Origin of the sequence: Paenibacillus wynnii, assembly GCF_000757885.1 — a bacterium.
In the GTDB taxonomy this organism is placed as follows: domain Bacteria; phylum Bacillota; class Bacilli; order Paenibacillales; family Paenibacillaceae; genus Paenibacillus_AQ; species Paenibacillus_AQ wynnii.
The window spans coordinates 596,869-617,590 of the sequence record NZ_JQCR01000003.1 but is presented as its reverse complement, the minus strand read 5'-3'; the positions used below and the strand labels follow the sequence as shown (position 1 = coordinate 617,590).

Below are 20,722 nucleotides of genomic sequence, written 5' to 3'. Positions count from 1 at the left end.
ATAAGCTCCCACAAACCTTACATATGCCTAGGAAAATCTATTAAACTTAATATTATATGGAGGTTGATTATCCGTCAATCATTTATGTTCTCGCCATATTTTACAAAATAAGCACAATCTCATTTTTTTATATATGAACAGAGTTGATTTCCTTGACATACATTACCTAGCTCTGAATACATAATAAAACGCCCTCTGCACACACTTAACTTACAGTTTATAAGGGGAGCGTGTGACATGATATCTTTTCAGCAAAAATTACAATCTATCCTTATTCTGACGGCTATTGTCTCGACTGGTACGGCTTGCGGCAACACTCAAAACGTTAGCCCGCAATCTGCAAACTCTAATTCCCAGTATAGAACAGCTGCCTCCAGCTATATCGAGAAATCTGCAATAACAGACCAGACAGGAAAGACATGGGTTCCGCTTGAACCAGCTATAGCCTCTCTCGGATACCGTATTAAAGACGAATCCTCGAACGGGGGTTACGCCAAAATCGGTTACAGTGATGTGATGTACATGATGCGTCCTTCTTCGAGGAAAGTATACTCCCTTGGCCAGCAGTTCTACTTACCGGAAGCCCCACAGCGACGAAACGGTCATATTTATTTGACGACCACCTCGTTATCGAAATTTCTGCAAACTAAGGTAAGCATAAATTCAAACAACGGTGAGGTTATGATTGACACCCCTACAGAGCCTATAAATAACAACCAGGTTCAGTCTTTCCGAATCCAAAGTAGAACTTCCGTGAATACCGATGAATTAGTCTCTTACGCTAAAAGGTATATGGGTGTTCCGTACGTATTTGGAGCTGGACCGTACGAGGATACCAAGACCTTTGACTGCTCTTCATTTACCCGCCATGTGTACCGGAAATTCGGTGTTAACTTGCCGAGGCTAGCCAAAGATCAGGATAACCAAGGGAGACGTGTCAATCGCAACGAGCTGCGGCAAGGCGACCTGATATTCTTCACCGTACCCGGACGGTTCAAAAGTAATGCGATTCCTGGACATGTCGGCATTTATATCGGAAACGGCAAGTTTATTCACACCTGGGGTGAACCCGGAGTACAGATAAGTAATTTGGATAATGGGTATTGGAGTGACGTAATTCTTCATATGCAGCGTATTCATTAAAATAAACGGCTAAAAAAGCGTTCCTGCCTTTGTCGGGCTGGAACGCTTTTTTATTATGAGTACCTTATACAATCCTTAGCGGAACATCCCCCACAGACGAATAAGATGAAAGGTATTATTGGGATCAATTTTCTGAGCAATAATAAACTTCACAATTTGTTCTTCTTGTGTAGATGTTAATTTCTCACTCATCACACCTGCTGCATTGCGCACCAGCCTACGTACAATCGCACCGTCCTGAAGATCCTTCTTAGAGATTCCATTGATCATATTCTTAACACGTTCCTTGATCGCAGGATTCTTCATCTTCAGCTTAATCCGTTCTACGAGCTGCGGGCTGATTCCAAATTGCTGATAATTCAAGCTCGGCACCCCCAATCATATCCAATATTGCTTAGTATATGTTGGTGAAGAGCCGCATGTGCCTAATTAATCAATTAAATCCCCTTGGAAAATCTGCTCGCCCTGAAGATAACTCCGTAATGGAGCGAAATCAGGAGAAGTCCAGAACTGAGCATCCTTCAGCAGCTCGGCCGCATCGTCCCTTGCTTGTTCCAGAACATCGAAGTCTGCAGTCATGTCCGCCAAGCGGAACTCCGGCAATCCGCTCTGCTTCGTCCCGAAGAAATCTCCAGGTCCACGCAGCTCCAAATCCCTCCGCGAGACTTCGAATCCGTCATCCGTTTCTGTCATAGCGCTCATCCGTTCCCGCCCAATTTCAGACTTCGGATCAGCAACCAGTACACAAAAAGAGGCGTGGACTCCTCTGCCTACCCGCCCACGCAGCTGATGCAGCTGTGACAAGCCGAAACGATCCGCATCCATGATTACCATCAGTGTAGCATTCGGAACGTCAACACCCACCTCTACAACCGTTGTGGAGACCAGCAATTGCAGATCATTGCTATAGAACGCGCGCATAACCTCATCCTTTTCACCCGGTGTCATCCGTCCATGCAATAACCCAACTTTAAAATCCGGAAAGGCCTGACTCATCTGAATATGCAGATCAATAACATTCTGAACATCCAACTTGTCCGACTCTTCAATGAGGGGACAAATGAGATAGGCCTGCCGCCCTTGGTCTACCTCACGTCTAATTAGCTTCAGTACTCTCTCCAAAAGGTCATGCTTCACCCAGTAGGTAGTAATGGGTACACGCCCTTTGGGGCGCTCCGACAGCGTAGACACATCCATATCACCAAATACGGTAATCGCCAGTGTACGCGGAATAGGGGTGGCTGTCATCGTAAGTACATCGGGGTTGTAGCCTTTACGGCGCAATACACCGCGTTGATTCACTCCGAATCGATGCTGCTCATCCGTCACAACCATCCCAAGACTCCGAAAGAAGACATCCTCCTGGATCAAGGCATGGGTTCCTACCACAATATCCGTCATCCCCATTTGGAGTGAAGCTAATAAATCTTTACGTTTACGTCCGTTTACACTTCCTGTTAACAACCCAACCGTAATCTCAAACGGCTCAAACATCTTCGTAAGAGACCTCATGTGCTGTTCAGCTAATATCTCCGTTGGAACCATAAGAGCACCCTGAAACCCTGAGCGGACTGTAGTGAACAAGGCAATGGCAGCCAAAACAGTTTTGCCGGAGCCTACATCCCCTTGCAATAACCGATTCATACAGTAGGGAGAGCGCATATCATGAAGAATTTCAAGCTCCACGGATTTCTGGGCATTTGTAAGCTCAAATGGAAGACTGCGGACAAATTGTCGGATCGTGGCGTTATCCGTGGTGTGAACTACTCCGTCCATTCGTCCGCGATTTAGTACACGAAAGGCTTGGACCTTTAATTGAAAAAGGAACAATTCTTCGTATACCATGCGCCGCCGCCCCTGCTGCCCTTCCTGACTGTCCTCAGGCTTATGAATCGTAGCGATTGCCCGTTTCCGGGGCATGAAATCGTATTTCCTCAGAATCAATTGGGGTAAAATTTCCGGGATTAGGTCGCCGAACTGCTGCAAGGCCTGATGAATAACTTTTCTAATCCATGACTGCGTAATCTTGGCACCCACAGAATATACAGGTTGCAGTGTCCCCGTCTTCCCTTCACCTCGGTCAGGAAATTCATAATCGGTTACTGTAATTTGATTTCGCTTCTGATCCCACTTGCCTGTAAGAACAATCTCCCGGCCTATAGTCAACTGCTCCCGTACATATTGACGGTTGAACCAGGTGGCAGTGAACATCCATGGCTCCGCCACCATTTTGCAGCTAAGACGTGATTTGCCACCGAACCGCTGCAGCACAGGGATGCCGATTACTTTGGTCTCCAGCGTCACTTTATCCCCATGCTTCACCTCACTTAACGTTCGAGGTCGATAATCCTCATAGCGAAACGGATAATATTCCAGCAAATCCTTCACTGTAGAAACGCCAAAGGCGTGGAGCTCGCCTTGCTTTTGAGCGCTCACGCCAGTTATTTTCTTAACTTCAATTTTATCTAAAGACTGTGTCATGTTCATCCCTCATTATGCGGGCCAGATGAATACGGCTAAAGTTCCGTTTCCGACATGGCTGCCAACCACAGGACCTATGTTGGTTAGCACTTGCTCTTCCAGCGTGAAATGCCCCGCCAGTTCGTTAAGGAATTCCTTGCCGGACTCCGGTTCAGCGGTATGACCCACAGCCACATTAATTTTATTCACACCCTGCAGATCTGCCTTGAACAGCTCGATCATACGGGCAACTGCCTTCTTCCGTCCTCTGACCTTCTCAACCGCATAAATAACACCTTCGGAGTCAATCGAGAGAATCGGTTTGATATTCAGTAATGTACCCAGTACAGCAGATGCTTTACCGATCCTGCCTCCCTTTTGAAGATACTCCAAGGTATCCACCAAAAAGTACAATTTACGGGAAAGACGCAGCTTTTCTACGGATTCCAGAATTTCAGGAACTGATTTACCCTCTGCAGATAATCTGGCCGCGTGAGTTACCATTACACCGAATCCATAGGACGCAGAAAGGGTATCCACAACGGTTATCCCTTCCCCCTCTTCCTCAAGCATGGATTTAGCCAGCATTGCGGATTGGTAGGTCCCACTTAGAGCGGAAGAAATATGAAGGGAAAGAATAGAACTATCCGGATAACGCTCTAAAATAGTCCGGTAAACATTCATATACTCTACCGGTGACGGTTGAGAAGTAGTCGGCAGCTGTGGAGAACGGGGAAGACGCTCATAAAACTGCTCTGGTGTCATATCCAAATTGTCCCGGAAAGCTTCTTCGCCGAACATTAATGTCAATGGGACTACCTCAATACCCAGTGCTTCCGCCATTGCTGGCGGGATATCGGAAGTACTATCGGTTACGATTATGGTACGATTCATAGATTGCCTCCCCCATTTAATTGCACATACCGCTATATTTTAGAGTAATAAGTTCAGGTTACGGCTCCACGGAAAATAAATAGTAATAGATTGGTTGGCCGCCCTCATGTATTTCAACTTCCACATCCGGATAGGTCTCTTGCAACCACTGACCCAAAGTCTCCGTAACCTCCGCATTCGCTTCTTCACCAATCAAGATCGTGACGATTTCATCGCCATTCTCAATCATATTGGATAATAAAGCTGTACTCGAAGCCAAAAGATCATCCGCTGCGGCGACAATTTTGGAGTTGGAGATCCCGATAAATTGCCCTGATTTAATTTCTAGTTCGTCAAAGCTGGTATCACGCACTGCGTGGGTCACTTGGCCCGATTTAACTTGGGAGATAGCCTCGAGCATGTTCTCAGTATTACTCTCGACTGCATCCTCTTCCTGAAAAGCAAAGGCGGCCGCGATTCCTTGAGGAATACTCTTGCTAGGGATCACTGTAATATCACGTTCACCTTCCAACAGTTCCTTGGCCTGCTGTGCAGCCAAAATAATGTTAGAGTTGTTAGGCAGGATATAAACATGCTTCGCAGATATAGAAGAGATCGCATTTACGAAATCCTCTGTGCTCGGGTTCATAGTCTGGCCTCCTGCCAGGACGGCATCTACTCCAAGACTTTTGAAAATATCAGCTATCCCCTTACCGGATGATACCGCTATGAATCCAAAGGGAGCCAAATCGTCCGCCGGGGGTACCGCTGGAGATTGAATACTGCTTATCTCCTTAGGAATATCTGCAAAAACCTCCGGCATTGGAGCAATATCCATTCCTGCCGTAAGTAAGTCGCGATGCTGTTCTCGCATATTTAAAATATGGATTTGTGTGATCTCTCCGAATTTCAAGGCCAGATTAAGGACCTCACCGGGAGCTTTGGAATGTACATGCACTTTAATGGTCTCATCGTCTGAAATAACGATGATGGAATCGCCATTAACTGATAACGCTTTCCGAAATGCATCCTCATCAAAATCCGCTACAGCGGTTCCGCCTAGGTGACGATTAATGAAAAATTCCATATCGTATAAGAATTCAATGTCTTCCGTAGACAGCTGAGATTGTGCAGTAGTCTGTACCGTTGTTAAGGCAAGATCCGTTTTCGTTAATACGGAAACGGGCACAGTCTTCACTGGAACGGCTTGTCCCTGTGATGGGGTGCTAACGGCATGGTTACCGTTCGTCAGGTACTGGTGGAAGCCTTCGTAGATATAAACCAGGCCTTGCCCTCCAGAGTCAACAACACCTACTTGCTTAAGCACAGGCAAAAGCTCAGGTGTGTTCGCTAATGCTTCTTTAGCCTTCGTCAACACTTCTGTCATCAGCTCAGTAACATCGCTTGTACGGCGGGCATAATAAACAGCATGTCTTGCAGCTTCTTTGGCAACGGTAAGAATAGTTCCTTCTACCGGTTTAACAACTGCTTTATAAGCGGTATCTACTCCTGTTTGCAATGCTGCTGCAAATTGTACTGTACTAAGCTCTTCATGCTGCGCAGAATACCGGCTAAAGCCTCTGAACAACTGAGACAGTATTACACCGGAGTTGCCGCGTGCGCCCATTAAAAGACCTTTAGAGAGGACACCAGCACATTGACCAACAGAGGATGTATTAATTTTCTTCAATTCATTCGCACCTGCAGTCATCGTCAAATTCATATTAGTTCCCGTATCACCATCTGGGACCGGAAAGACATTTAAAGAATTGACGTACTCAGCATGCTGCTGCAGCTTATCCGCACCTGCTAAAACCATTGCGGTAAAGTCTGTTCCATTTATAGAACGCTTGCTCAATGAGAATTCCCCTTCCTACACTTCATGCCTAATCAACGCATTCATTAACTGGACATAATACACTAATATATATTGTACTATAAGAGACAAAAGAAATAAATGTTTTTGAATCGGTTGACGTAGCATTTTTTACTGTGATATTATATTTAAGTATTGTTTTATGCAGGTGTAAGTAACAAGGAGGTGTAATATATGTCCCGCAAATGTGCAGTAACAGGCAAAAGCCCAAGTACTGGAAACAACGTGTCTCACGCAAACAACCGTAATCGTCGTACTTGGGGAGTTAACGTTCAGAAGGTCCGTATCTTGGTAAACGGCAAACCGAAACGCGTATACGTCAGCACCCGTGCTTTGAAATCCGGTAAAGTTGAGCGCGTCTAGTTTCTAGAAACTTCCAGACTCGACCTATATTTTTTATCAAGCAAAAAGCACCCTTTACATTTGTAAGGTGCTTTTTTTCATGTTTTCTTTTGTTTTAGGGACTCAGCTTTTCTGAAATGTGTTCAGAATTGCTTTCACAAAACCTCCCAAAAATCTCGGTAGCTTGAATGTGTAAAATTTCATAATTCACCCTCCCATCATTTCATGCCTTACGGTAGGAGACTTACTCTGAATCCGAAACGAAACGGCATTGCAGTCCTCTCCGTTCCATAAGAAGAAATATAAGAAGATTGTGGGAACCTTATTTCTTTCTTATATTTCAATAAAAAAAGGCTACATGAGATTTCTGCTCATGTAACCATATTTATGCGTATGGGGCTTATCCTATTACCTCAAGTCTTCTTATTGGCCTCTTATTGGGCCTTTTCATTCGCTGCTGCACGAATGGAGGCAATCGCCGCTGTACGGTCACTCCGTCCAAATACCGCGTTGCCAGCCACTAATACGTCCGCTCCGGCTTCAGCAACCAATGCAGCCGTTGACTCCGCAATGCCACCGTCCACTTCAATACGAAGACCGGGATTCACTTCATTCGCCCACTGGCGAATCTGCCGAATTTTACGCAAAGTCGCAGGTATGAACGCTTGACCTCCAAAACCGGGGTTCACTGTCATCACCAGCACCATATCTACATCCATAAGCACTTCACGAATCGCAGCTGCAGGAGTCCCTGGATTTATCGCCACGCCAGCCAAAAGCCCAAGCTCCTTAATTTGGTGAATGACACGATGTAAGTGGATGCAAGCTTCTGCATGAACTGTAATTACTCCGGCGCCTGCGGCAGCAAAATCAGCAATATAACGTTCGGGTGCTTCAATCATCAGATGAACATCAAGCGGCAATGACGTATGAGCTGACACTGCTTTTACAATTGAGGGGCCCAGGGTAATATTGGGCACAAAATGTCCATCCATTACATCTACATGAATCCAATCCGCACCGCTGGCCTCAGCTTCTGCTACTTCAGCACCCAGAGCGGCGAAATCCGCCGACAATAGGGATGGGGCAATAATAATCATCGAGTCAGTACCTCCGCTTCTTATCCTTCATTTCTTGATAAAACAGCTTGTAATGTTCATAACGGCTCATCGAGATATTCCCTGCTTCCAAAGCTTCAATTACGCGGCAATCCGGTTCATGCAGATGACTACATCCGCGAAATTTACATTGTTCCGCAAGAGGGACAAATTCACGGAAGCAAGCAGAGAGTTCATCGACTTCAAGTTCGAGGAAGTCCAACTGGCTAAAGCCGGGAGTGTCTGCTACAAATCCGCCCTCTCCAATATCCATCAGCTCAACATGACGGGTTGTATGGCGTCCTCTACCAAGTCTCAGACTAATCTCACCTGTCTCCAGAAGGAGGCCGGGTACAATCCGATTCAGTAAAGTTGACTTGCCCACGCCAGATTGTCCGGAAAACACACTGATGATCCCTGATAACCGTTTGCGCAGGTCTTCACTTCCGGAACCCGTCAGTGAGCTGGTAACCATCACTTCATAACCAATACGCTGATATAATTCTTTAACTTGGTTTGTTGTTTCTTGGTCATTTTCTGCTAAATCCTGTTTGGTAAGAACAATCAACGTTTCAATCCCGGAATGTTCTATGTGTACCAGAAATTTATCCAATAAGTTCAGATTCATATCCGGCTCGCGAACAGAAAACAGCAGTACTGCTAGACTAACATTAGCGACAGTTGGCCTTATCAGTTCGGAAATTCTCGGCAGAATTTCAGTAACCGTACCTTCTCCGTTTTCTGTTAGAACATAGATTACCCGATCACCAACAAGGGGGGTAATTCCTCTGTTTTTGAAGACACCACGCCCTCTGCATGTTACAGCTGTTACCTCCGAGGCTATTGCCCCTTCCCGAAGCGGTTTGACGTAATAATATCCGCTTAAAGCCTTAATAATTACTCCTTCAGGCATACATAGTGAGCCTTCCTCTCCTGAGTTTGGTTTCTCTACTCAATTGCCGTTCTTTGCTTTCCCTTTACCTTTAACATTACCACTTTGGAATCCAGTCTGATCTACTTCCCCATTCTCTGTACTGCCATCCCCTGGATCTACAGGAGCGATGGTTGGATCCGTTGCCGGGTCTTGGGTAGCTGGCTGTTCCGTTGGTTGCTGTGTAGGCTCCGGCGTAGGTTCTCCCACTTGCTCTGGTATCGGCACCGTATTATTTTTGGCATCCATATAGGAAACCAGATAAGTCTCAAAGAATTCGCCATCACGATATAGCGAGACAACCCCATCCTTATTCGGCGCTAACACCAGATTTACAGACAACACCTGACTTTTACCAACTGACCGGGTTCCCCATTCTTGGTTCTCACCATTGTTTCGTGCATCTGCAAATACAATTCGCATCTTGGTCTTTTTACCAATTTGTGTAGGAGCAACAGGTAGATTAAAAGTATATTCTAGAGCTTCCGGTGGATAGCCTGTGCTTAAATAAATGGTTATTTTGGTTCCTGGTGCAACCGGGGTACCTTTATCATAAGGCCATTGTTTTGTAACCTTGCCCTTGTCTACAGTAAAGCTGGAATCTTCCTTCACGTCACCAAGCACAAGATTGAATTCCTCAAGCTTCGCTTCAGCCTCTTTCTCAGTAAGGCCGGTTAGGTCGGGCATATCAACACTTTCTTCGCCTTTACTCACGATAATTGTAACCTGAGCCGTTTCCGGGTCAAATTTGCTGTTCGGAAGCGGGTCCTGCGTGATGATTAGCCCTGGCTCTACGTCTGAGCTATTACGGTTGTCCGAAGTAATCCGATTCTCAGTTACCCCTAGAGCAATCAAAGCTTTGGTTGCTTCTTCAAGTGTCTTTCCAGAAAAGTCCAGCATGTTTGCCATAGGTTTAGCTGTACTCACTGAAAGCACAATACTTGTGCCTTTTTTCACCATCGTTTCCTCAGGCTTGTTTTGGTCAAAGACAATACCTTCAGCGAAGTTGGGGTTGTACTCCTTGATCACTGGATCATCTATTAGTAGACCCACTTCATCCAGTTTAAGCTTTGCATCCTCAAGAGACATATTGACCACATAAGGTACAGCCACCTCTGGAACGTCCAACATGGATTTCACATACCACACAACGCTAAACATGGCCACTAGAAGCAGTAAGGTAAGTCCAATCCATAATGCAGGACTGAGCCATTTCTTCTTTCCTTTGGTCACTGGATACTCTTCCTCTGCCCGTTGCATCCTGTCACTGCCTCCGTTGCGGGAGCCGCTCCCTCTTGGAAGAGGTTTGATAGCAGGAATGATGCGAGTCTTGTCCTCATCATATTCATCATGGAAGTCTACCTTTGACTCACTTCGACGTTCCGGGAGCAGGCAGGTTTCCAAATCCTGTAGCATTTCCTTGGCAGAATGATACCGTTCCTCCGGATTCTTACGCATGGATCTTAGAATTACGTTCTCCACACTCTGCGGAATTAATGGATTCAGTTTCTTAGGCTCTTCAAAATCCTCTTGCAGGTGCTTTAAGGCAATACTAATTGGACTTTCCCCTAAAAAAGGCAAGCATCCAGTCAGCATCTGGTACAATACAATACCTAGGGAATACAAATCGGATTTCTCGCCAGTAGTTACACCCTTAGCATGCTCCGGAGAAAAATAATGTACTGAACCAACAACGGAGCCGGTTTGTGTAATCGTTGTGGAGGTAACCGCGCGTGCAATACCAAAATCAGTCACTTTGACTCTTCCATTACGTCCAATTAGTATATTATGAGGCTTGATATCACGGTGAATAATCTGATTCTGGTGCGCATGATCTAGTGCGTCGCAAATCTGCGAAGCAATACGCACAGACTCATCTACTTGAAGTGAGGATCGTTCTTTTATGATTTCATTCAAATTCTTGCCTTCAATATATTCCATAACGATATAATGAATTTCGTCTTCCTGTCCTACATCATAAATACTGACTACATTCGGATGAGATAAGGAAGCTGCAGATTGCGCCTCCCGCCGGAACCGGCGAATAAATTCTTCATCATGCACAAACTGACTGCGTAAAACTTTAATAGCGACGTTTCGGTTCAACAATATATCATGGGCTCTATATACGAGCGCCATTCCGCCTCCACCTATCCGTTCGATGACTTGGTAACGGCCGCCCAATTCGTGACCGATCATAAGTCCCACCCCTTTGCTTCGGGCACAGAGGCCTCTTCATGATGTTCTAACATAGCGACGCTGATGTTATCGCCGCCGCCAGCAAGTAATGCCAGCTGAAGTAATCGGTCCGCTCTTTCCTCTAGCGTTATTTCCAATATCCCTGCTACCTTCCCCAAATGCTCAGTGCTGACAAAATTACTTAAGCCATCACTGCATAGGAGCAGTACTTCCCCGGGATCTAGGACTACAGCTGTTAGATCAACCTTGGTTTCCGCATCCGTCCCCAGTGCTCTAGTAAGTACATTGCGGCGAGGATGGTGTTCAAGCTCCTCCTGGCTGATCTGTCCGTTCTTGAACAGCTCATTGACCAGCGTATGATCTTCAGTTAACTGAGTCGCAATACCTTCCTTTACCTTGTAAGCTCTGCTGTCCCCGATGTGGCCGATATATCCGGCTGATCCTTTCAGCAGTGCAGCAACGACTGTAGTACCCATATTGTGATACTTCTCGTCACTGGACGCTTCCTTAAAGACAGTATCGTTTGCCTCCAGTATTGCGGTTGACAGGGCTTCCCTCAGCCCATCATCAGAAATATCTGGCTGAAGGCTGTCAAGCTTGCCTTTCATATCATTTAGTGCGAGCTTGCTTGCGATGTCACCGGCCTGATGTCCGCCCATTCCATCGGCGATAATGCCAAGCGTATAACCGTGGCGCGTAGCGCCGACCCAGACTGAATCTTCATTGACGGAACGTACCCGACCAATGTCGCTGGCATGAACTGTTCTGATCAAATATCCTCACCCCAACTCCATGTGTTTAGCGCGCAGCTGTCCGCACGCGGCTGCGATATCATGGCCTTGCTCACGGCGTATTGTAACATTCACTCCATGATCTGCCAATATCCGTTGAAATTCAAAGATGTCATTACGGGAAGTTCGAACATATTTGCGTTCCGGAACGTGATTTACCGGAATCAGGTTGACGTGACACAGCATCGTTTTCAGCACTCCGGCCAATTCTTCGGCATGCTCCGGCTGGTCATTAACTCCGCCGATCAACGCATATTCAAAGCTTACGCGCCGACCTGTTTTGGCCTGGTAATAACGCAAGGATTCAATTACATCGTCAAAAGGGTAACGCCGATTAACCGGCATCAGCTTGGAACGCAGCGCATCGTTAGGTGCGTGAATGGAGATCGCCAGATTGATCTGCGTATCCTCATCCGCGAATTTATAAATGTTTGGCACAATACCGCTGGTGGATACCGTGATATGGCGTTGTCCTATATTAAGACCCTTTTCATGGATCATCAGACGTAAAAATCTCATGGTTGCATCATAGTTCTCAAACGGTTCTCCGGTACCCATAATTACGATGCTGCTGACACGTTCACCACGGGCATCCAGAATTTGTTGGGAGCGGACCACCTGAGCAACAATCTCGCCTGCCGTCAAGTCACGCTTCAAACCTCCAAGGGTAGACGCGCAGAAAGTACACCCAATTCGGCAGCCGACCTGTGTGGTTACACAAACGCTGTTGCCGTAGTTATGCTTCATGATTACTGTCTCAATCGCATGATCATCATGCAGACCGAACAGGAATTTAACCGTACCGTCCTTAGACTCCAGCTTCGTTATTTCTTTTAACGCATCTATTGAAAATTGTTCTTGAAGCTTTTCACGCAGACCTTTGGAGAGGTTGCTCATTGCTTCGAATTCACTTACACGTTTCACATATAGCCAGTCAAAAATCTGCCCACCGCGAAAAGCCGGTTCTCCATTGTCTTTGGCCCATTGCTGTAACTCTTCCAGAGAAAAATCATATATTAAATGTTTCATTATAGTTAGCACCTGTTCTTTCATAAGGATATGCTTATTATTTCTCATTCTTCCTATTTTAACATAAAATTTAGACACGGTAAAAGAAAGGCCCACCGGGAGAGCCCGGCAGGCGGGATTGCCTTATAGAAGCAGTGCTGCTACAAGCGACGCTGAAGACAGGAAATATAGAACCCGTCACTTCCAAAATGATTCGGTAAAATTTGAATCCCTTCTCCTCTTGCCAGTGCAGTTTCCTGAAGGCGACCCCATATTGGAGACGAAAAAGTTATTGCGGTAAAGTCCGGATTCATATCTAAAAAGGAGGTGACGATATCGCTGTTCTCTGCCTGCTCCGTCGTACAGGTACTATATACCAGCATACCTCCTGGCTTAAGCAGTTTCGAGACCGATTCTAAAAGTCCCTTCTGTAATGCAGCAATACTTGCTACATCTTCAGGTTCTTTGCGCCATTTCAAATCGGGCTTGCGGCGAATAACTCCCAGACCGGAGCAAGGAGCATCCAATAATATCCGATCAAAGGAAGAATGCTCACAAGTACTATCTAAATCCATTGCATCTACACTGCCTATTACAATGCTCTCCAACCCGAGGCGCACTGCCTGATCAGAGATTAGCTTGGCCTTATGGAGATGAAGATCATTAGCGTAAATATAGCCCTCGTCTTTCATGAGCTCAGCCATGTGAGCGGTTTTACCGCCTGGAGCTGCACAGCAATCAAGAACTTTCATCCCGGGCTCAGGAGCTACAGCTTCAGCTACGAGCATAGAACTCTCATCCTGAATCGACAGATAACCGTCACGATACCATGGTGTAAGAGCCATATTGCCTCCGCCTTTGACCACAATACCATACGGACTAACCTCAGAAGCTAGTGCGTTCAGCCCCTGCTCCTGCATTTCATTGAGCAGCTTTTCGCGGCTAATCAAAGTTGTATTTACCCGAACACTTACTGCAGGTGGTTCATTATTAGCAGCACATATGGCCTCTGCTATCTCCGCACCATATTCAGCTATCCAGCGCTTCACCATCCATAAAGGGTGTGAATGCTGGAGAGAGATACGTTTGGCCTCACTTAGATTTCCCGGCAAAACCGGCAGGTCTCCGGCCCGCAGTACACTACGGAGAACGCCGTTTACCATACCGGAAATCCCCTGATGTCCGCGTTTTTTGGAGATATTAACCGCTTCATTAACAGCCGCGTGTGAAGGAATTCGATCTAGATACATGATCTGATAGAGACTGAGCCGAAGTAAACTCCGGACCCAAGGTTGCAGTTTGACAAGCCCTTTGCTAACAAACTGCTCCAGCACAAAATCCAGCGTAATCAGCCGTGAGATTGTACCGTATACAAGCTCTGTAGCAAGCCCGGCATCTTCTCTGCTTAATCCAGATTTTTGCAAGCTGCTGTTCAGAAGCAAATTACTGTAAGCTCCCTGCTCATCCACACGAACAAGCACATCAAGTGCAACCTCCCTGGCTGTTAATGCTCTAGGTTTGGGATTAATACTATGCCCTTTGTTACGGCCCTTGCCGTTATCGCCCGGAGTCACACCAGCACCATGCCGGGCTTCATGGACCCGCCACGGGCAAAGTCGCTTGCACTCATGGCTTTTTTACCGGCAGGCTGAACAGAAGTTAGAACTAGAACCCCGTCTCCGGTCTTCACTAGAATACCTTGCTCATTCAATGCAAGAACCGTACCGGGCACTGCATTTGTCGATTTATACGTTGAACCGGGAGTATTCGAGGGATTTGCTGCCGCCCAAACCTTGAACGTCTCTTCATTCCAAAGTGTAAACACACCGGAAAACGGTACTAATCCACGTATCCGGTTGTAAATATCCCTGGAGCCAGCATTCCAGTCTATCCGCTCATCTTCTCTTTTAAGATTAGGAGCATAAGTAGCTTCGCTGTCATCCTGAGGTATCGCAGGAACAGGTCCGGCTACCAAGCGCTGCATCTCCGACTTCAACAAATCCCTGCCGGCCAAGCTTAGCTTCTCGAACAGTGTACCCGCCGTATCGGCCTCGTCAATCGGAACCTCCACCTTCGAGATCATATCCCCGGTATCCAGACCTTCAGCCATATACATCAATGTGACACCTGTCATCTTCTCTCCGTTGATCACGGAACGCTGAATAGGTGCACCTCCGCGGTATTTCGGGAGTAATGAACCATGGACATTTACACAGCCGCGCACCGGCAAATCCAGCACTGCTTTTGGCAATATTTGCCCGTATGCGGCTGTTATAATCAACTCGGGCTCATAGGCAGCAAGCTCTTCTACAGCCTCCCCACGGCGCAATCGTTCAGGCTGCAAGACGGGCAGACCTAGAGATAATGCTGCTTCCTTGACTGGTGAGGGCGTAAGGGTCTTCTTTCTGCCCTGCGGCCGATCGGGCTGGGTCAACACAGCCACGACATTGTAACCTTCTTCAACCAGCATTTGCAGACACGGTACCGCAAAGGCAGGTGTGCCCATGAACACAATCTTCATTTTGTTCACTCCTCAGTCTCGATACGGTCAAGTTTCATCTCATATACCTTCTCAGCAATATCCGTAAACAATACTCCGTTAAGGTGATCTATCTCATGCTGAAACGCCCGTGCCAAAAGTCCGCTGCCGGTAATTGTTATTTCTTCACCATCACGGTTAAGGCCACGAACAGTTACGGTCTCCGCCCGACGTACATCTCCGTTAATTCCCGGGATACTAAGGCAGCCTTCAGGCCCCAGCTGTTCCCCCTCGGAGTGAATGATCTCTGGATTAATCATTTTAATCAACCCGTTCTCATCATCTGCATCTATAACAATCAACCGCTTTAGGATCCCTACTTGCGGCGCTGCTAATCCCACACCTTCAGCGTCATACATTGTATGAGCCATATCATCAAGCAGTTTTTTAACATTAGATGTAACTACTGCTACTTCTTTTGCCCGTTTGTGCAACACATCATCCGGTTCTAGTACGATCATTCGAATTGCCATACTGCCAACACCTTCCTTGTCCTGAACATAGTCCCGTAGTATTTTATCATATTAAGTAACGGAATTCCGTCTTTTTTGAAATAATTTCACATTAACATCTGAGGATCCACATCGATGCTGATTTGAAGACCCGTATCACGCGCTGAGTCTTCCAATTCTTCTGCTATTTCTCGGGCAAGACCGATGGCATTAATTGAACCTCGCCACTTAATAATACATTGAAACCGGTATCTGCCCTTCAGTCTCGGCATTGGAGATGCCACCGGACCCAAGAGCTCTAGGGCATCTGAAGATTGCTTATCCAAACTGCCGTACCATCTTCGCTGTCTGGCTTTACCCTGTAAATTCAGAGCATAATTCTCCGAAAGTCGAAGTAGAACGGGCAGCTGCTCATGTGACAATGTAACCAGAATCAACCTGCAATATGGCGGGTAATGCAAACCTCTGCGATGATTCAATTCTTCAAGCATAAACGAAGTGTAATCATGACCGCTAGCATGGATAATCGAGTAATGCTCGGGGGTGTATGATTGAACAACCACCTCACCCGGGAGCTGATGGCGTCCCGCTCTCCCCGCGACTTGAGTCAGCAGTTGAAAGGTTTTTTCCGCGGCCCGAAAATCCGGTAAATTAAGCGCAGAATCAGCGGTAATAACCCCCACCAGTGTTACGTCGGGGAAATCCAATCCCTTTGCCACCATTTGAGTACCCAGAAGAACATCAGCCTTCTTATCTCTAAATTGGCCTAACAGCTTTTCATGGGAGCCCTTTTCTGTGGTAGTATCCACATCCATACGAATTACGCGAATGCCTGGAAAAAGCTTGCCAAGCTCCTCTTCCACCCGTTGTGTTCCTGTCCCAAAAAAACGAATATGCTCACTAGCACACTCCGGGCATTCCTTAGGTGACGGTTCTGCATGTCCACAGTAATGGCATCGCAAATTGTCGCTGCGGCTGTGGTACGTCAAAGAAATATCACATTCCGGACAGCCGGCCACATAACCGCAACTGCGGCACATCACAAAGGTCGAGAATCCCCGCCGGTTCAGCAAAAGTACGGTTTGCTCCCCCCGCGTTAACCTTGCCGCCAACGAGCTGTGGAGTAAACGGCTAAACATAGATCGATTGCCTTCCTTTAACTCCTCACGCATATCCACAACTTGGACCTTCGGCAATTCATTGCCTAATGCCCGGCTTGGCATCTCCAGCAATACCGGGGAGAAATGGATGTCACTCTGCGTTCTAGCGGCATAATAACTCTCTAAAGAAGGTGTCGCTGATCCTAAAATAACCACTGCATCACCCTGCTCTGCCCTGCGGACAGCTACATCGCGGGCATGATACTTAGGGTTTTCTTCTTGTTTGTAGGAGCCTTCATGTTCCTCATCCACGATGATCAATCCCAGATTGGTGAAAGGAGCAAATATAGCGGAACGTGCACCGACAGCCACGGTAGCCTTGCCTTCACGGATCTTCCGCCATTCGTCATACCTTTCACCGACAGACAAACGGCTATGCATAACAGCCACCCCGCTGCCGAACCGGCCTTTGAACCGTTCCACCATTTGCGGAGTAAGCGAGATTTCCGGTACAAGAACAACAGCTTGCCTACCTTGATCCATACACCGTTGGATACTCTGCAAATAGATTTCCGTCTTACCGCTCCCCGTCACCCCATGCAATAAAAACACTTCGTGCCGCAGCTCATCAACAGTCCTAGCTATTCGTGTATATACTACTTCTTGTTCTTCAGTTAGCAAGAGAGGTTCTGTGGGTTTAAAATCCCGGCCTCGGTAGGGGTCCCGATACACTTCAATCTCACTGATTTCAATGTAGCCTTTCTCCTCCAAGCTTTTCACGGTGCCTGCGGTTACTTGCAGCATAGCTAGAACTTCTTTTAGAGGCAGGGGAAGCATAGCTTCCATTTCTATTAGAAAAGAGAGGACTTCTTTCTGACGGGCAGATCTAGCCGGAAAGCTGCTCAGTGCTTCCCGGGCTGAATCTGCACCCACGGCTAAGTTAACCGCTTTTAGTTTCTTTTTGCCCATTTTGTCCTTAATCGTCTGACTCTCGACAAGCACGCCCCGGCGCAGCATAAACTTCACGGATTCCGCTGCCTCAGGGAAAGTTCGGGTTAACTGCTTCATCGATACCTCGCCGCCACTGCGTGAAATAAAGTCCGTAATATCACGCTCTTCACGACCCGTATCTGGAAACATCGGGAACAGTTCCTCGTCCAAAAATATTGAATCCGCACTATGATCAGCAGCCTGATCGTTTACAGGATCCCCAAGCGAAATAAACCGCTCGGCTTTACCCTTTAAAGCCGTCGGAAGCATGGCTTGCAGCGCAGATATCCGGCGGCAAGCGTATCTTTGACTCATCCATTCTGCCAGATCGATAAGTTCTGGAGATAGAGGTGGTATTAAATCCAAGACTTCCTGTATGGGCTTTAACCCCGGAATTTCTCTAACATCCCCTGACTCAAGGGCGATAACAAATCCCTGAACTGTACGATGACCGAAAGGAACTGCAACCCGGCTGCCCACTTCAATCCAAACGCGCAATGGCTGGGGAATCGAATAATCAAAAGGCCGGTCAGTGCTTCGGACAGGAACATCGACAATGACCTTGGCAATATCCATTATAAACTTACTCCGGAAATACGTTCTGCCGCCAACGTCAGTAGATGCTGGGCAACCTCATCTTTGGAAAGCTGCGGGAGACTGACTACCAAGCCGTCTCGATCAAAGATCGATACGATATTCGTATCCACTCCAAAGCCTGCTCCGGCGACACTGACATCATTCGCAACGATTAGATCACAATTTTTACGAGCCAGCTTATCTTTGGCATAGCTCTCTAAATTGCCGGTCTCGGCGGCGAAACCAATTAGGAATTGATTCCTTTTATGCTTACCGAGCGTTTCCAATATATCAGTAGTCTTTATGAGTTCAAGCGTTATAGAATCTCCGCCTTTTTTGATTTTGGATGGCATGCTCTGTTTAGGGCGATAATCTGACACTGCCGCCGCCTTAATTAGAATGTCACAATCCTCCCAAAGTGAATAAACCGCTTCAAGCATATCCTCGGCAGATTGAACCTGAACCACCTTAATATCTTGCGGGGGCTTACCATCCGTACGGGCAGCCACTAGAGTGACATCAGCTCCCATTGCACGCGCTGCACTGGCGATGGCGAAACCCATTTTACCAGATGAATCATTCGAAATGTAACGAACCGGGTCAATTCTTTCAATCGTTCCTCCAGCCGTAACAACTACCTTTTTCCCAGATAAAGGACCTGACTTCACACTTTCCTGCTGTCTAAAAAAAGTCTCAATACAACCAACTATAGCTTCTGGTTCCTCCAGTCGTCCTTTCCCAACATAACCGCAAGCCAGTAATCCTTCGCCAGGTTCTATAAAATGCACGCCGCGGTCTGCGAGTATATTCATATTGTGTATAACTGCCGGATGCTGGTACATATGTACGTTCATTGCAGGAGCCACCATTACAGGGGCCGTTGTTGCCAACAGAGTAGTCGATAACATGTCATCAGCAAGACCATGAGCCATTTTAGCAATGATATTTGCAGTTGCCGGAGCAACAAGTACGAGATCAGCAGAATCGGCAAGGTCGATATGAGAAATAGAGGACGGATCACGTTCTTGAAACGTATCACTATATACGCGCTGCTTGGATAAGGACTGCAGGGTCAGCTCTGTAATGAATTCCTTCGCTGATGCTGTCATAATCACATGAACCTCAGCACCCTTTTGCACAAGCTTACTGCACAAAGAAGCCGCTTTATAGGCCGCAATGCCACCGGTAATGCCGAGGATTATTGTTTTACCCTTTAACATGATATTCCCTCCCATTCCTGTCTCCAACAATCGGGTTTTTCGGACATATTTCTTATAGGATAAGAAAAAAATAACAACCTTCCGGTTGTCAGGTACAGCCCAATCCGGGCTATCATAAGTCACTTGTACTCCATAAATAACTATAACCTTAATAAGAAACGGCATCTCCGTCGTGAAGAAAAGACAGTGAGCGTTTCCGCAAAAAATATAAGCAACTTATAGTGAGTTCTATAAATTGCTCATATTACAGAATTACAAACTTTAGAATCATTTAGGGATTCTAGTTAAGAGGCGACTATTTCCGTCTTTCTTCTTCTTCTTCTCCGCGAGTAACAATAAGGCGATCTTCATATATTTCCTCAAGTGCAATGCCGACCTGTTTGTGAGATTTTGGTGATTTGATATCTGTCTTGCCGCCTTCACGTAATGCTCTTGCCCGGCGAGATGCTGCTACTACCAGCGAATACTTACTGTCGACTTTAGTCATCATTTCATCTATCGATGGATATAACATGGGACACCTCTTCATAGTTTAGTATAACTCGGTTAACGAATTACCTGATCTTACAATGTTCGGCCATAATGATACTTTCTATCCTCTTGCAGGCCAGATCAATTTCATCATTGACCACTGCGTAGTCGTAATGCCTCATCAGATTAATCTCATCTTCGGCTACTGACATACGGTGATCTATAATATCCGGGTGTTCTGTTCCACGACCGCGAATCCGATCTTTAAGCTCATCCATAGATGGAGGAAGAAGGAAAACAAATATGCCCTCAGGAAATTTCTCCTTAACCTTAAGTGCACCCTGTACCTCGATTTCGAGAATAATATCTTTCCCGCTAGCGAGGGTCCGCTCTACAAAATCTCGAGGAGTACCGTAAAAATTACCTACGTATTCCGCATATTCAAGCAACTGGTCTGCCTCAATCATATCGGCGAACTGTTCCTTGGTTTTGAAAAAATAATTAACGCCATCCTCTTCGCCTACTCGTGGACTACGTGTAGTAGCAGACACCGAATAGACCAATCTTGGCATTTTTGGCCGTAAAGCAGTGCAAACGGTTCCTTTACCGACTCCAGAAGGGCCGGATAATACGATTAATAATCCTTTTGACATA

Annotated in this window: 19 protein-coding genes; 2 read left to right on the top strand and 17 right to left on the bottom strand. The window is 46.5% G+C overall.

The features are described from left to right. The first annotated feature begins 237 nt into the window (after nt 1-237). Nucleotides 238-1,143 (top strand): C40 family peptidase, encoded by a 906-nt coding sequence (locus PWYN_RS18075; RefSeq protein WP_036654898.1) that lies wholly within the window; start codon nt 238-240, stop codon nt 1,141-1,143. Nucleotides 1,144-1,218: 75 nt separating this feature from the next. Here PWYN_RS18075 and PWYN_RS18070 read toward each other — a convergent pair whose 3' ends face one another. From PWYN_RS18070 to PWYN_RS18055, 4 genes are all read right to left on the bottom strand, one after another. Further along, complete coding sequence (locus PWYN_RS18070) at nt 1,219-1,506, bottom strand: stage VI sporulation protein F (protein WP_036654895.1); 288 nt, start codon at nt 1,504-1,506, stop codon at nt 1,219-1,221. A gap of 66 nt (nt 1,507-1,572) precedes the next feature. After that, nucleotides 1,573-3,624: an ATP-dependent DNA helicase RecG gene (gene recG / locus PWYN_RS18065; protein ID WP_036654893.1), complete on the bottom strand. Its 2,052-nt coding sequence runs from the start codon at nt 3,622-3,624 to the stop codon at nt 1,573-1,575. 12 nt (nt 3,625-3,636) lie between these two features. Beyond that, nucleotides 3,637-4,497, bottom strand: a complete 861-nt coding sequence (locus PWYN_RS18060; RefSeq protein ID WP_036654892.1) for a DegV family protein — start codon at nt 4,495-4,497, stop codon at nt 3,637-3,639. Nucleotides 4,498-4,555: 58 nt separating this feature from the next. Beyond that, entirely contained in the window at nt 4,556-6,334 is a 1,779-nt protein-coding gene (locus PWYN_RS18055; protein ID WP_036654888.1) for a DAK2 domain-containing protein, read from the bottom strand. Nucleotides 6,335-6,526: 192 nt separating this feature from the next. Here PWYN_RS18055 and rpmB point away from each other — a divergent pair, with 192 nt between their 5' ends. Next, complete coding sequence (gene rpmB / locus PWYN_RS18050; RefSeq protein WP_036654886.1) at nt 6,527-6,715, top strand: 50S ribosomal protein L28; 189 nt, start codon at nt 6,527-6,529, stop codon at nt 6,713-6,715. Nucleotides 6,716-6,817: 102 nt separating this feature from the next. Here the strand turns inward: rpmB and spoVM are convergent, their stop codons facing one another. The 13 genes from spoVM to gmk all read right to left on the bottom strand — a co-directional run bounded on the left by spoVM (nt 6,818) and on the right by gmk (nt 20,721). After that, a complete protein-coding gene (spoVM, locus tag PWYN_RS18045; RefSeq protein ID WP_020431362.1) occupies nt 6,818-6,898 on the bottom strand; it encodes a stage V sporulation protein SpoVM in 81 nt (26 codons plus the stop codon). 230 nt (nt 6,899-7,128) lie between these two features. After that, complete coding sequence (rpe, locus tag PWYN_RS18040) at nt 7,129-7,794, bottom strand: ribulose-phosphate 3-epimerase (protein ID WP_036654881.1); 666 nt, start codon at nt 7,792-7,794, stop codon at nt 7,129-7,131. 4 nt (nt 7,795-7,798) lie between these two features. Next, nucleotides 7,799-8,704: a ribosome small subunit-dependent GTPase A gene (gene rsgA / locus PWYN_RS18035; RefSeq protein ID WP_036654879.1), complete on the bottom strand. Its 906-nt coding sequence runs from the start codon at nt 8,702-8,704 to the stop codon at nt 7,799-7,801. A gap of 39 nt (nt 8,705-8,743) precedes the next feature. Continuing rightward, nucleotides 8,744-10,921, bottom strand: coding sequence for a Stk1 family PASTA domain-containing Ser/Thr kinase (gene pknB, locus PWYN_RS18030; RefSeq protein ID WP_036654877.1), 2,178 nt, complete (start codon nt 10,919-10,921; stop codon nt 8,744-8,746). Beyond that, nucleotides 10,918-11,694 carry a Stp1/IreP family PP2C-type Ser/Thr phosphatase gene (locus PWYN_RS18025; RefSeq protein ID WP_036654875.1) on the bottom strand — a complete coding sequence of 259 codons (777 nt, stop codon included), beginning with the start codon at nt 11,692-11,694 and terminating at the stop codon, nt 10,918-10,920. The genes pknB and PWYN_RS18025 overlap by 4 nt, the downstream gene beginning before the upstream one ends. A gap of 6 nt (nt 11,695-11,700) precedes the next feature. Beyond that, nucleotides 11,701-12,741, bottom strand: a complete 1,041-nt coding sequence (gene rlmN / locus PWYN_RS18020) for a dual-specificity RNA methyltransferase RlmN (protein ID WP_036658846.1) — start codon at nt 12,739-12,741, stop codon at nt 11,701-11,703. 140 nt (nt 12,742-12,881) lie between these two features. After that, a complete protein-coding gene (gene rsmB, locus PWYN_RS18015; RefSeq protein ID WP_084146780.1) occupies nt 12,882-14,294 on the bottom strand; it encodes a 16S rRNA (cytosine(967)-C(5))-methyltransferase RsmB in 1,413 nt (470 codons plus the stop codon). Next, complete coding sequence (fmt, locus tag PWYN_RS18010) at nt 14,291-15,241, bottom strand: methionyl-tRNA formyltransferase (protein ID WP_036654872.1); 951 nt, start codon at nt 15,239-15,241, stop codon at nt 14,291-14,293. The genes rsmB and fmt overlap by 4 nt, the downstream gene beginning before the upstream one ends. A gap of 5 nt (nt 15,242-15,246) precedes the next feature. Further along, nucleotides 15,247-15,732 carry a peptide deformylase gene (gene def / locus PWYN_RS18005; RefSeq protein ID WP_036654870.1) on the bottom strand — a complete coding sequence of 162 codons (486 nt, stop codon included), beginning with the start codon at nt 15,730-15,732 and terminating at the stop codon, nt 15,247-15,249. An 86-nt stretch (nt 15,733-15,818) separates the two neighbouring features. Continuing rightward, entirely contained in the window at nt 15,819-18,377 is a 2,559-nt protein-coding gene (gene priA / locus PWYN_RS18000; protein ID WP_036654868.1) for a primosomal protein N', read from the bottom strand. Next, nucleotides 18,377-19,597, bottom strand: coding sequence for a bifunctional phosphopantothenoylcysteine decarboxylase/phosphopantothenate--cysteine ligase CoaBC (gene coaBC / locus PWYN_RS17995; protein ID WP_036658840.1), 1,221 nt, complete (start codon nt 19,595-19,597; stop codon nt 18,377-18,379). The genes priA and coaBC overlap by 1 nt, the downstream gene beginning before the upstream one ends. Before the next feature lie 295 nt (nt 19,598-19,892). Next, the gene (gene rpoZ, locus PWYN_RS17990; RefSeq protein ID WP_036654866.1) at nt 19,893-20,111 is read right to left on the bottom strand and encodes a DNA-directed RNA polymerase subunit omega; all 219 of its coding nucleotides are present in this window, start codon (nt 20,109-20,111) and stop codon (nt 19,893-19,895) included. A 40-nt stretch (nt 20,112-20,151) separates the two neighbouring features. Further along, a complete protein-coding gene (gene gmk, locus PWYN_RS17985) occupies nt 20,152-20,721 on the bottom strand; it encodes a guanylate kinase (RefSeq protein WP_036654864.1) in 570 nt (189 codons plus the stop codon). Nucleotide 20,722: the final 1 nt, after the last annotated feature.

Bases quoted from the DNA above. Each gene is read 5' to 3' on its own strand.
- PWYN_RS18075 (WP_036654898.1), top strand. From the start codon at position 238: ATGATATCTTTTCAGCAAAAATTACAATCTATCCTTATTCTGACGGCT.
- recG (WP_036654893.1), bottom strand. From the start codon at position 3,624: ATGACACAGTCTTTAGATAAAATTGAAGTTAAGAAAATAACTGGCGTG.
- PWYN_RS18060 (WP_036654892.1), bottom strand. From the start codon at position 4,497: ATGAATCGTACCATAATCGTAACCGATAGTACTTCCGATATCCCGCCA.
- rpmB (WP_036654886.1), top strand. From the start codon at position 6,527: ATGTCCCGCAAATGTGCAGTAACAGGCAAAAGCCCAAGTACTGGAAAC.
- spoVM (WP_020431362.1), bottom strand. From the start codon at position 6,898: ATGAAATTTTACACATTCAAGCTACCGAGATTTTTGGGAGGTTTTGTG.
- rpe (WP_036654881.1), bottom strand. From the start codon at position 7,794: ATGATTATTATTGCCCCATCCCTATTGTCGGCGGATTTCGCCGCTCTG.
- rsgA (WP_036654879.1), bottom strand. From the start codon at position 8,704: ATGCCTGAAGGAGTAATTATTAAGGCTTTAAGCGGATATTATTACGTC.
- pknB (WP_036654877.1), bottom strand. From the start codon at position 10,921: ATGATCGGTCACGAATTGGGCGGCCGTTACCAAGTCATCGAACGGATA.
- rlmN (WP_036658846.1), bottom strand. From the start codon at position 12,741: ATGAAACATTTAATATATGATTTTTCTCTGGAAGAGTTACAGCAATGG.
- fmt (WP_036654872.1), bottom strand. From the start codon at position 15,241: ATGAAGATTGTGTTCATGGGCACACCTGCCTTTGCGGTACCGTGTCTG.
- def (WP_036654870.1), bottom strand. From the start codon at position 15,732: ATGGCAATTCGAATGATCGTACTAGAACCGGATGATGTGTTGCACAAA.
- priA (WP_036654868.1), bottom strand. From the start codon at position 18,377: ATGGATATTGCCAAGGTCATTGTCGATGTTCCTGTCCGAAGCACTGAC.
- coaBC (WP_036658840.1), bottom strand. From the start codon at position 19,597: ATGTTAAAGGGTAAAACAATAATCCTCGGCATTACCGGTGGCATTGCG.
- rpoZ (WP_036654866.1), bottom strand. From the start codon at position 20,111: ATGTTATATCCATCGATAGATGAAATGATGACTAAAGTCGACAGTAAG.
- gmk (WP_036654864.1), bottom strand. From the start codon at position 20,721: ATGTCAAAAGGATTATTAATCGTATTATCCGGCCCTTCTGGAGTCGGT.